This window comes from Arthrobacter sp. UNCCL28 (genome assembly GCF_900102805.1).
In the GTDB taxonomy this organism is placed as follows: Bacteria; Actinomycetota; Actinomycetes; order Actinomycetales; family Micrococcaceae; genus Arthrobacter; species Arthrobacter nicotinovorans_A.
This window is the reverse complement of the sequence record NZ_FMWE01000004.1, coordinates 427267-439077: the sequence shown is the minus strand read 5'-3', so window position 1 is coordinate 439077 and position 11811 is coordinate 427267. Positions and strand designations below refer to the sequence as shown.

Annotated in this window: 9 protein-coding genes, 1 rRNA gene and 1 pseudogene; 7 read left to right on the top strand and 4 right to left on the bottom strand. The window is 62.9% G+C overall.

The window, feature by feature from the left end; genetic code table 11:
• Positions 1–180: 180 nt before the first annotated feature.
• A 5S ribosomal RNA gene (rrf, locus tag BLQ01_RS14370) occupies positions 181–297 on the top strand.
• A 153-nt stretch (positions 298–450) separates the two neighbouring features.
• Here rrf and BLQ01_RS14365 read toward each other — a convergent pair.
• Entirely contained in the window at positions 451–1488 is a 1038-nt protein-coding gene (locus BLQ01_RS14365) for a patatin-like phospholipase family protein (RefSeq protein WP_091552446.1), read from the bottom strand.
• A 455-nt stretch (positions 1489–1943) separates the two neighbouring features.
• Here BLQ01_RS14365 and BLQ01_RS22915 point away from each other — a divergent pair, with 455 nt between their 5' ends.
• The 6 genes and pseudogenes from BLQ01_RS22915 (at position 1944) to BLQ01_RS14340 (ending at position 8311) form a co-directional block, all read left to right on the top strand.
• The gene (locus tag BLQ01_RS22915) at positions 1944–2255 is read left to right on the top strand and encodes a GNAT family N-acetyltransferase (RefSeq protein WP_309803896.1); all 312 of its coding nucleotides are present in this window, start codon (positions 1944–1946) and stop codon (positions 2253–2255) included.
• 213 nt (positions 2256–2468) lie between these two features.
• On the top strand, positions 2469–2756 hold the full coding sequence (locus tag BLQ01_RS14355) for an HU family DNA-binding protein (protein WP_011776355.1): 288 nt from the start codon (positions 2469–2471) through the stop codon (positions 2754–2756).
• A 221-nt stretch (positions 2757–2977) separates the two neighbouring features.
• Entirely contained in the window at positions 2978–5338 is a 2361-nt protein-coding gene (locus tag BLQ01_RS14350; RefSeq protein WP_254779463.1) for a cytochrome c oxidase assembly protein, read from the top strand.
• Positions 5338–7311, top strand: coding sequence for an NHL domain-containing thioredoxin family protein (locus tag BLQ01_RS14345; protein ID WP_091552445.1), 1974 nt, complete (start codon positions 5338–5340; stop codon positions 7309–7311). Before BLQ01_RS14350 ends, BLQ01_RS14345 begins: the two co-directional genes overlap by 1 nt.
• A 160-nt stretch (positions 7312–7471) precedes the next feature.
• Positions 7472–7606 (top strand): annotated as a pseudogene (locus BLQ01_RS22910) (type IV toxin-antitoxin system AbiEi family antitoxin domain-containing protein); the annotation flags it as partial.
• A 114-nt stretch (positions 7607–7720) separates the two neighbouring features.
• On the top strand, positions 7721–8311 hold the full coding sequence (locus tag BLQ01_RS14340; protein ID WP_254779457.1) for an endonuclease domain-containing protein: 591 nt from the start codon (positions 7721–7723) through the stop codon (positions 8309–8311).
• A gap of 92 nt (positions 8312–8403) precedes the next feature.
• Here the strand turns inward: BLQ01_RS14340 and BLQ01_RS14335 are convergent, their stop codons facing one another.
• The 3 genes from BLQ01_RS14335 to BLQ01_RS14325 form a co-directional block, all read right to left on the bottom strand.
• Complete coding sequence (locus tag BLQ01_RS14335; RefSeq protein WP_081733459.1) at positions 8404–9450, bottom strand: hypothetical protein; 1047 nt, start codon at positions 9448–9450, stop codon at positions 8404–8406.
• Between the two features lie 97 nt (positions 9451–9547).
• The gene (locus BLQ01_RS14330) at positions 9548–11275 is read right to left on the bottom strand and encodes a helicase HerA-like domain-containing protein (RefSeq protein ID WP_091552442.1); all 1728 of its coding nucleotides are present in this window, start codon (positions 11273–11275) and stop codon (positions 9548–9550) included.
• 3 nt (positions 11276–11278) lie between these two features.
• Positions 11279–11797, bottom strand: a complete 519-nt coding sequence (locus tag BLQ01_RS14325) for a GNAT family N-acetyltransferase (RefSeq protein WP_026547796.1) — start codon at positions 11795–11797, stop codon at positions 11279–11281.
• Positions 11798–11811 lie beyond the last annotated feature (14 nt).

The window sequence follows — 11811 nt, the reverse complement described above, 5'->3', positions numbered from 1 at the left end:
CACAACACACTGCACGCGTCCACTATGTGGTTCCCGAACAACAACCCACCACGGGTTGCCGGAACCAACCAAATAACTGAATAACAACCAAGCACCACAGTTGTAACCACAAACTTCCCACCCAGGACAACCACACCCCCAACACAGGGTGTCCGGTCAGTCCGGGACGGGTAACAGGGTTACGGCGGTCATAGCGTGGGGGAAACGCCCGGTCCCATTCCGAACCCGGAAGCTAAGACCCACAGCGCCGATGGTACTGCACCCGGGAGGGTGTGGGAGAGTAGGACACCGCCGGACACACATTAGGCAAGAGCCCCGACCCCAGGTCGGGGCTCTTCCCCTTTAACCACCACAACACCGGCCAGGCACCACATCAAGCACCGGCTGGGCCACCCAGTAATCATTCTGCGTGGCCTCCATAAAATGGATGACAACCGGCCCGGGCGTTCTCTAGGCCCAGAACCCTGCCAGGCGCGCCGCCAAGGCCTTGCCCTGCAGGTAGCCAGCTGTGGCTGCGGCAGGCCTGAGGGACAGGTCCATGGCATTGACGCCGAACAAGTGCTCGGAATCAGCGTCCGGGAAGACCGTCTCTACCATGCTGCCCGCTAAGCGCAGCGTTTCAACCTGGCCAGCGAGATGCATGCCCCATGCCTTCGGCGTCCGGGTGCGTCCGCCGAAGGGAGCCAGCACGAGGACTCTTCCATGGCCGGCAGCCAAGTCAGCGTTCTCAGCGTTGGTACGGTAGCCGCCGTCGATGTACTGGTTATTGCCTATGCTGTAGGCAAAACCGCTGGCACAACTGGCTGCCACAGCGTCGACCAGGTCCACACCGCTCCCGCGGTGGAAAACCACGGGGTCGCCCGTTCGGGCATCGACTGCGGTCAGGAGGATGGACTGTTCCGGCCATTCCTTGCTGGGGAGCCGGGTTGCGACCGTGGCCCGCCACCGGTCGCTGGACCCCTCCATGGCTTCGGCCATCTCGATTGCTGCTGCGCCCAACCTCCGGCGCATATCCGCCATGTCTGTGGAATCGTTCATGATGTTGCTGGTTCGTTGCATGTGGTCCACTACGGGTTTGGCCCCGGCACCAACCGGTCCCGATCCCACAGTGCCCCCGCGTTGCTGCGTCGGAGCTTCGACTATGGCATTGAAAAGTCCGATTGGCGTTGCGCCGGCCAACTGGGCGGCTGCTGTGGAACCGGCAGAAGTGCCAACGGTCACGTCGGCCCTGGTGACATCCAGCCCCGCCTCCAGAAGACCTGCAATGACCCCAATCAGCCATGCATTGCCTGTGGATCCACCGCCCCCGAGGACCAGGGCACGCTTTTCATTGCTGGAATTCCGGGTCAGCGGGCCGGCATCGGCCCCCGGAAGGGACTCGGCGGGCTGGGATTCCGCGGGTTGGGAAAGGGCTGACAGCAAGTGCCCCGCCGTCTTGGGTGCCGCCGTCGGGTTCCCGTACTGGGACGAAGAAGGTGAAGTATTCATGGGAGTGCCTTTCGCGAAATGCGGGTTAAGGCGCTCCTGATGGCGACTGGTTCAGCCGCGGGATCGTGGACTGGAGGGAGCGCCCACTATTGGTACAGCGTTCATGGGTCCCACCTCCTGTCAAAAGTTCACGATCAACCGAAAACTACCACCGTGAAGATGCAGGCGCAATTGGCAGGACTACTGCCGGTAGAGTCTGGGGATGAATCTGACAAGAAGGGTGTCCACCAAGGTGGTCGGGGGAAGCGGTGAAGAGCTGCACCTACGCCAGCTTGAGCTGTCCGACGCCCCGGAAATGGCCGCTGCCTACGTGCGCAACCGCAGCCATTTGGCTCCTTGGGAGCCAGTCCGCTCTGAAGAGTTTTTCACGGTGAAGGGTCAGGAAACTGTCTTGCGAGCCAAGGCGGAGGACTCTACAGCCGGTCGCGAAGTGTCGTGGGTCATCATCGGCAGCCGTGGTATCCAGGGGGCGATTTACGCTCACGGGCATTGTTCGCGGCCCTTTCCAGAGTGCCAACCTGGGCTACTGGATCGATGCGGAATGCGTCGGCAGGGGCCACGCATCGGCTTCGGTGGCCGCCGTCGTATCGATGGCCGATGAGGAGCTTGGTCTTCATAGGATCCAAGCCGCCACGTTGCTTCACAACGCAGGTTCCCAGGCAGTGCTGCGGCGGTCGGGCTTTGAGAAGATCGGCATTGCGCCGTCCTACCTTCAGATTGCGGGAGGGTGGCAGGACCACGTTCTGTTCCAGCGCATCCTGTCCTGACGGGGCACACTGCGGGGCCGGCCGGGGCCCTAGGGTACGCCAAGGGCGTAAAGCACCCCTAAAAACCGCGAAAATCCGGTGATTTTGGTCAAAAAGGCGCGGAAACACGCGGAATTTGCTGGCCATGTCAGCCCAAGCTGGTAAGTTTTCGAACAGTGGCTTGCTCGCATTCCGCTTGAAAGCTCAAAAACGTATGAGTCCAGGAGGACGTAAATGGCTAAGAACCGTAGTGAACTCGTTGCAGAGGTAGCAGGCAAGGCTGGCACCAGCCAGGCAGCAGTCAACTCCGTGCTCGATGCACTGTTCGAAGTTTTCGAGACTTCTGTCGCCGCCGGCGAAAAGATCACCATCCCGGGCTGGCTCGCAGTTGAGCGCACCGACCGTGCAGCCCGCACCGGTCGCAACCCGCAGACCGGCGAGACCATCCAGATCGCAGCCGGCCACAGCGTCAAGCTGACCGCTGGCTCCAAGCTGAAGGCTGCTGTCGCCAAGAAGAAGTAATTACTCTTCGGCGAACGCCTTGAAGGGACGGCAACCTGTTGGTTGCCGTCCCTTCTGTTTTCCACATAGCGTCCTGCATCCACATAGCACCCTCCCGATTCGCAGCCCGGCGACAGGTAGCGGACAATGGATGAGTGCCATCAGCAAGAAATTCCGCAACTGCCCCTTCGCCTGTTCCCAAGCCGGGAGCACCAGGAGGCACTACAGTCGCGGGGATTTCCCTGCCATGGCAACTTGCTGGTCTGGCCGCGCTGTTCCTGACGCTGGCCGCAGCTTTGATCTACTCCGGTGCCTCGTCAGCCAGGCAGGTCTCGGACCCGGGCGAATTGGTCCGCTGGGGCCTTCCATTTGCGAAGGCCATACATAACGTCTCCGTGGCTACCGTGGTTGGCGGTTTGATCTTCGCCGTCGGAATCCTGCCCAAGAACATCGGTGGGTCGCGCTCCCGTGAGAAGGATGCCGACGCACCCGAACATCCCGCCTTTGCCCGGGCCCTTGCTGTGGCCGCCGCTGCAGGAGCCGTGTGGACGTTGTCGGCCGTGGCAGTACTCGTCCTGACGTATGCGGATGTAGCGGGCCAGGGCCTGTCCGGCGATGCTGAATTCACCCGGTCCTTGGTGTACTTCATGACGGACATCGAGACGGGTAAGGCCTGGCTTGCCGTCACCATCATCGCCGCAGTGGTTACCACGGCCCTCTTTGGTGTCAGGTCCTTGACCGGGCTGGCGTTCACCCTGTTGCTGGCACTGATTGGCCTCATTCCGACAGCGTTGATCGGGCACTCATCGAGTTCCAGTGATCATGAAGGTGCCATCAACTCGCTGGGACTCCACTTGGTGGGAGTGTCCACGTGGGTGGGCGGCATCATCATGCTGGCGGTCCTCTCCGGCATCCTGACAGGTTCCCGCAGCAAGGGAATGCCGGACATCACCGAACAAACCCTGCGGCGCTTCTCGGCCCTGGCCGGCTTCGCCTTCGTCCTGGTCTTTGCATCCGGTGTCATCAATGCCGCCATCCGCGTGACGAACCCCGCGGACCTGTTCGGCTCCCCGTATGGGCAGCTCATCGTAGCCAAGTCCCTCGCCACGCTGGTCCTGGGCGGCATCGGCTTCATGCACCGGCAGTGGGTTATCCCGCAGCTCGGCAAAAACGGTTCCCTGTCCGCCCGCCGCGTGCTGTGGCAGTTGGTTCTCGTTGAGCTGCTGGTGATGGGCGCGACGTCGGGACTTGCCGTTGCGCTCGGACGCTCAGCTCCGCCGCAGCCAACCACCTATGCCCCTGACGCCTCGCCGTCGTTCATCCTCTCCGGCTATGAGCTCCCACCCGAGCTCACTCCGGAACGCTGGCTGACCGAATGGCGCTTCGATTGGCTATGGGTTGGAGTGGCGTTGTTCGGTGCCGTCTCCTACATCATGGGCATCATCAAGGTCCGCAAACGTGGAGACAAGTGGTCCTGGTTCCGGGCCGTGAACTGGTTCATCGGCTTGGTTGTTCTGACCTACATCACCTCCGGTCCCCCCGCCGTGTATGGCCGCGTGCTGTTCTCGGCGCACATGGTGGATCACATGGCGTTGACCATGGTGGCCCCCATCTTCCTGGTCCTTGGTGCGCCGGTAACCTTGGCCTTGCGCGCACTGCCCGCCCGGGGTGAAGGAACGCACGGCTCACGCGGCCTCAGGGAATGGCTGCTGCTGTTTGTGCACTCCCGGTTCTCGCAGATCGTGACGCACCCGTTGTTCGCAGCAGCCAACTTTGCGGGTTCAATCGTCCTTTTCTACTACTCCGACCTCTTCGGCCTGGCTATGCGCGAGCATGTGGGCCATGAGCTCATGAATGTGCACTTCCTCCTCACCGGCTATATCTTCGTGCTAAGCATGATCGGCAGCGATCCCCTTCCGCGCCGTGCGCCCTACCCGATGCGCCTGCTTCTCCTGCTGGCCACCATGGGCTTCCATGCATTCTTTGGCGTGGCCATCATGGGTGGTACCGGCCTGCTGGCCGCTGACTACTTTGGGAACCTGGGCAGGGCCTGGGGGCCGTCGGCCATTGGGGACCAGCAGTTGGGCGGTGCAGTTGCCTGGGGCATCGGCGAAGTACCCACACTGCTGGTAGCGATCGGAGTGGCGGTGATGTGGTCGCGTTCGGACGAACGGGAAACCCGCCGTGTTGACCGGGCTGCGGACAGGAATAATGACGCAGACCTGAGCGCTTACAACGATATGTTTGCCCGGCTCGCCGACCGAGATGCCAAGATGGCAAGCCGCACTGCCCAGACCTCCAAGCCAGGTCAACCGTCCAGGTTGGCCCAGCACGAAGGCGAAGCTGCCGGACGCACGGCTGCCGGACGCAGCACTGCCAAACGCACCACCACAGACCCTGCCGGACGCACGACCGCCGAAAGCAGCACTGCCGGACGCAGCACCGCCGAACGCACCAGTGGAGGCGCTGCCGGACGCAGCACCGCCGAACGCACCAGTGGAGGCGCTGCCGGACGCACGGCCGCCGAAAGCAGCACTGCCGAACGCACCACCACAGACCCTGCCGGGCAGACTGAACCAAACACCAAGCTGGAAGGACGCTGATGAGCGAAACCGTACGCACCCAACTCCGGGTCCGGGCCTCCGAACTGGAGGGCCGCGGCTGGCTCAACACGGGCGGCAAATCCTTGGACCTCGAGTCTTTGCGCGGCAAGATCGTGCTGCTCGACTTCTGGACCTTCTGCTGCATCAACTGCCTGCATGTGCTGGACGAGCTGCGCCCGCTTGAAGAAAAGTACTCGGACGTCCTGGTGACTGTAGGCGTGCACTCGCCCAAGTTCGAACACGAAGCGGATCCTGTCGCGCTGGCATCGGCCGTTGAACGGTACGAAATCCACCACCCGGTCCTTGACGATCCTGAGCTCGCAACGTGGAAGGCCTACACGGCCCGTGCGTGGCCCACCCTGGTTGTTGTGGACCCCGAGGGCTACATCGTTGCCCACCTTTCCGGCGAGGGCCACGCGGACGGACTCGCCGTTCTGCTTGAGGAACTCGTTGCCGAGCACGAAGCCAAGGGCACCCTGCACCGGGGCAACGGCCCGTACGTGGCTCCTGAGCCGACATCGGGCACTCTGCGTTTCCCAGGTAAGGCCACCCAGCTGTCCAACGGCAACTACTTGGTAGTGGACTCAGGACACCACCGCTTGGTGGAGCTCCGCCCCGACCTTGAAACCGTGGAGCGCGTCATCGGTTCCGGGACCAAGGGCTACTTGGATGGCCAAGCGGAGATCGCACAGTTCAATGAGCCGCAAGGCATCGCGCTGCTCCCCTCGGAGCTGGCATGGAAGCTTGGTTATGACGCCGTCGTTGCGGACACCGTCAACCACAGACTCCGCGGTCTGACGCTCAGCTCCGGGTACGTGCAGACCGTTGCGGGCAACGGTGTACAGCGGTTGCTCGACGCCGGTCCTGCCCGCGTGACGGATGCCGGAGCCGGCACTTGGTCGGAACACCACGACGCCGGCCCGGCTGACTTCGCTGCCGATGCGATCGATGTCGGGGCGCTGGGTCTCGGAACGGACGTTTCACTTTCCTCACCGTGGGACGTGGTGTGGAGCGAAAAGCTGCAGCGGGTGATCATCGCGATGGCCGGTACCCACCAGATCTTCGCTTTCGACCCCATCAGCAACGCGGTCTCCATCCTTGCCGGTTCCGGGCTGGAGGGGTTGTTGGACGGTAAGGCAGAGGAAGCCTGGTTTGCCCAGTCGTCCGGCCTGGCCATCGACGCAGACGGCAACATCTGGGTGGCTGACTCGGAAACTTCGTCCTTGCGCCGCCTGGTCCTCAGCGAATCCGGAGTGACAGTGGAAACCGCTGTCGGCAAGGGTCTGTTCGACTTCGGGTTCCGTGACGGCGACGCCGGCGAGGCCCGCTTGCAGCACCCACTCGGCGTTACAGTCCTCCCGGATGGTTCCGTGGCCATCGCCGACACTTACAACGGGGCTGTTCGCCGGTACGATCCCGCAACCAAGTCTGTGTCCACTTTGGCGAGGGGCCTCGCTGAGCCGAGCGACGTCGTCGTTGTCCAGGTTGAAGGCAGCGAGCCACTGCTCGTAGTGGTGGAGTCCAACAAACACCAACTGGTGCTGGTCCCGATTCCCAAGGAAGCCCAGCAGGTGGATGAGGGCGCATCGCAGACGCACCGCCCCAAGAGCCCGGTGACTCCGGGGAACCTGCAGCTTGCAGTCCGGTTCAAGGCTCCCACGGGCCAGAAGCTTGATGACCGCTGGGGCGACCCCACACAGCTGAAGATTTCGTCCACCCCACCGGAGCTGCTGGTGTCCGGTGGAGGCACATCAGTGGGTTTGCTGCGCACACTGGAATTGTCTGCCGACGTTCCCGAGGGCATCCTTCACATCACCGCCCGCGCGGCGGCCTGCGATGGGCCCGAAACCGAAGACGGCGAAATTCCCGACCACGCAGCCTGCCACCTTTACCAGCAGGACTGGGGCATTCCGGTAGTCCTTCAGGCCGATGGTGAGTCGGAGCTGGTGCTGGACCTCCGCGGCATGGACTAAGCCACACCCATTGAATGGCCCGGGCAACCTCTTAGGAGAATGCCCGGGCCATTTTTATGCCGTGGGTGACGTCAAAAGTGGGCCGGTCCCTATCTTTGCGTTATCCACATAGCCTGGTTCGGCCCTGCCGCCCCGGCAGCCGAAGAAGCACGCTGGAGGGATGAAACCCGAGGATGCCTTACGACGCTTGGGCGGCGTTGCATTGACGCGGCAGCTGCAGGCTCAGGGCTCCAGCGACGCTGCCCTACGAGCGGCATTGCGAGTGGGAAGCGTCGTGCGCGTCGAAAGGGGAGTGCTGCGTCTCCCGAGCGCGGATCCGACACTTGTAGCAGCAGTCAAAAGTAGGTCGCTGCTTACCTGCGCATCAGCTGCGAGCCGCTATGAACTGTGGTTGCTGCACAAACCCGCCGTGCCACACTACTGGCAAAGCAACGGCCGCCGTACGGCCGGGTGTGTCAGCCACCGCCTGTCACTGTCCCAGCCTCGAGCGATCGAGCCGTATGTGGCCCTGCCGGATGTCCTCCTGCACGCACTTCTCTGTTTGCCTCCGCTGGAAGCGCTGGTCATGGTGGAGAGTGCATTCACCCGCGGCGACATCGGGCTCGGCTACCTTCGCCGTCATCTACCAGGCAACCGGGGCGGGCGGGCCCGTGAGGTTCTGGCCAAAGTGGACCGGGGTGCGGGGTCCCTCTTGGAAACCCTGGCACGCGTTCTCTTCCGGGACGTAGGCATCCGCACTGAGACTCAGGTGTGGATAGAAGGCGTAGGAACCGTCGACTTTCTCCTTGAAGGATTCCTCATAGTCGAGCTCGACGGCATTGCTTTCCATCTGGAGTCGCGCCAGTTCAAGAAGGACCGCAGGCGGGACAACGAAGCAATCAGGCAAGGAATGCTTGTGCTGAGGTTCTTCTATGAAGAAGTGGTGTACGCCCCGGAGAAAATGCTCGGGCAAGTGCGTGAAGTTCTACTGCGTGGGCCGGCCCGGATGTGGTCGAAGTAGCCCATTTTAGGGCGGCTCACATGCCATTACAGCCAGTGATTGCGGGACTTAGGGGTGGGAAACTGGGCCAGTCCGGCGGCAAGGCCCAGAAATCAGAACGTCAGCATCGGTGTGACCGTCACAGTGTCGCCGCCGACGTCCAGTTGGGTGGTGAAACTGAAGTCGTGCTCCACGTTGAGGTCGTTGACATACCCGGTGAAGAGGTTGATCTCCCTCGCGGTGAGAGTGGCCTTGCCGTTGAGGGGTGCCACTACCCACTTGCCGCCGAAGGGTTCGATGGTGATTTTGGGGTACTCGGTGATGGCCCACTTGATGGTTCCGTCCACCACGCGGGCGTTGCTGACATGGTAGAACGGGCAATCGGGCTGGAGCCGTTGCTGCTCTGTAGCCTGGGCAGCGCAGGTGTCCAGGAACTCCCTGACCTTCCCGGCTACTGCCTCGTTCATGGCCTTCGTCGACCGCGTCTGCAGGTTCAGGGGAGCCTGGCCGCCGTCGCGCGTTGATACCAGGGCGGAGGTGGGCGGCGCTTCAAAGAACGTCCCGTTCAGGCTGGCCTCATATTTGCCGGGGAAGAACACAGCGAACGTGTTGCGGCCGTTGGGCATATTGACCGGCACGCCGTTCAGGGTGGCCTCGCTGGCGTTGACCACGGTGACGTCGATGGTGGGCAGCGTGGTGGGCACAAACGCCCATTTGGCGAAGAACAACCATTGCGTCCCGGTCCGCTCCATCAGGAACTCGGTGCGGAGCTTGCTGCCGTCCAAGGTGTAATCGACCGGTACGGCTACGCGGTTGTTGCCCCGTGATTCCGGGTTTCCCACTTTGACGTCGGACATCTTGGAAGCGGCAGTCTGCAAGGCTGTGCCGTCCAGCATCGCAGCGTTGGACGTGGGTACTTTGGCACGGAGGAGACCCAGCGCTTCTTCGCCTTCGCCCTTTTGCAGGGCCGTCAGATACTCCTTGACGGGCTGTTGGGGGCTGGCCACTGATGAGCTCACCAGGTTGATGCATACGATGGCCCCGGCGGCAGCAAGCATCAGACCGAGCAGCCATCCGGCTGCGGTCTTGACGAATGCTTGACTCAACTGCACGCCCTTTACGTTACCTGCCACGGCAGCGAACACTGCGCAGGAAGACATCGGAATGACTTATGTCCAGCGATTGGAGAAGGCTCGACGGCGGGCTTCCGCAGCTGTTGCTGCCGCCCGCCGTCGTGTTTGTGTCAGTCAGGCAGGACTAGCGGCGACGCCGTGAAGAGGTCCCGAAGACTCCGCGCATGAGGTCGCGGCCCAGCTGCGTGCCCATGGACCGGACCATGCTCTTGAGCCCGCCACCGAGCGCCCCTCCCAGGGCGCCGGCGAGGTCGCCGAACATGCCATCCTGCGGTGCGGGAGCCTGCTGCGGAACCGGTGCGGGTGCCGGTGGTGTAGGGAACGACTCGGGCTGCGGGCTCCGGGAGCTTGGACGGCCGAGGATTTCTTCCTCGATCCGGCGCGCTTCGGCGTCGATGTCGGACTGGGAAGTGCCGGCGGTTCCGGAGCCGGAAGAGGAGGGTACCGGCGGCAAACCGGGTGCTGCATCTCCGGTGGGAACGGCGTCCCTGCCCGTGAGTTTTTCGTAAGCGGAGAGGTTGTCCACGGCTGTGCCGTATTTTGCCAGCAGGGAGGACGCGGCCACGGTCCCTTGGATGAGGTCGTCAGTGCTGGGACCCATCACGGACTCGGGAGCACGGAGCCGGGTCAAGGCAACAGGGGTGGGGGCGCCCTTCTCGTTCATCACGGTAACAACGGCCTCGCCGATACCTGCTGAGGTGAGTGTCTCCTCGAGGTCGTAATCGCTGACGGGGAACGTGGACACCGTGGCTTTCAAGGCCTTGGCGTCCTCAGGGGTGAAGGCCCGCAGTGCGTGCTGGATGCGGTTGGCCAGCTGGCCGAGGACGTCGGCCGGAACATCCTTGGGTGTCTGGGTGACGAAGAAGATGCCCACACCCTTGGACCGAATGAGCCTGACCGTGGTGGTGATGGCCTCAAGGAAAGCCTTGGAGGCACCGTTGAACAGCAAGTGGGCCTCGTCCAGGAAAAAGACCAGCTTCGGCTTGTCCAGGTCCCCGGCCTCGGGAAGGTCTTCGAAGAGGTCGGCCAGGAGCCACATCAGGAAGGTGGAGAACAGCAACGGCTTGGTCTGCAGCGTGGGCAGTTCCAGGCAGCTGATGACGCCGCGGCCGTCGGGCGCCGTGCGGAGGAGCTCTGCGGTGTCGAACTCAGGCTCGCCAAAGAACTTCTCCATGCCCTGCGCCTCAAGGGTGACCAGCTCGCGCAGGATCACGCCCGCTGTGGCCTTGGACAGTCCGCCAAGGTTGGCAAGTTCAGCCTTGCCCTCGTCCGAGGTCAGGAACTGGATGACAGCCCGCAGGTCCTTGAGATCGATCAGTTCCAGGTTGTTTTGGTCCGCGAAATGGAAGATCAGTTGGAGGCTGGATTCCTGGGTGTCGTTGAGGTCCATGATGCGCGAGAGCAGGATGGGCCCGAACGAGGTGATGGTGGCGCGGACGGGAATGCCGTGGCCGTCGCCACCGAGCGAGAGGAACTCCACCGGGAAGTTCTTGGCCTGCCAGACCTGCCCCAACGCGGAGGTACGGGCCGTCAGCTTCTCACTGCCGGTGGCCGGTGTCGCCAATCCGGAGAGATCACCCTTGATGTCCGCGAGGAAAACCGGAACGCCCGCCGTCGACAACTGTTCGGCAATCATGTGCAGCGTGACCGTCTTGCCGGTGCCGGTGGCGCCTGCCACCAGCCCGTGCCTGTTCATCATGGCCAGCGGAAGCCGGACCTGGGCCTCTTTGTGGACTTCGCCGTCCACGATCGCCGCCCCCAGCTCGATGGTGGCACCTTCAAGGGTGTACCCCTGCTGGATGGTGGCGAGTTTTTCGGCAGTTGTTGCGGTGGATTTGTTGGCCATGCGCATAGCTTAGCTCTGCACGGGAAGATCCTTGCTGAAGGCCAAGTGCTTGATGTCTTCGGGGTCGGCGTCGAGGTCGAACAACGCTTTGTAGCCCGTGGCGAGGTAGAGGTTTTTTGCCTCCGGCTGGCGGGGCCCGGTGGTGAGGTACAGCTTCCGGTAGCCCCGGCGTCGTGCTTCATTTTCCAGTTCCGTCAGCACCAGCCGTGCCAGGCCGCGGCGGCGATGGGCAGAATGCGTCCAGATCCGCTTCAGTTCCGCGGTGTGTTCGTCGTAGCGCCGGAACGCGCCGCCTGCCACGGACTCGCCGTTTTCCTGGATGATGACCAATGCGCCATGCGGGGCTTCAAACTCCTCGGCCGGGTAACGGTTCAGTTCCTCCGCAGCCCCTTCACTGCTGAACAGATCGCCGTAGCGGGTGTTGTATTCCACGGCGAGCTCGTCCAGGAGGGGGCGGACGCGGGGATCGCGCATGGGGAGCCGGAGTACGGTAAGGCCCGACGTCGGCAGGGTTGGCGTTGTGGTCATGTCAGGCCTTTCGT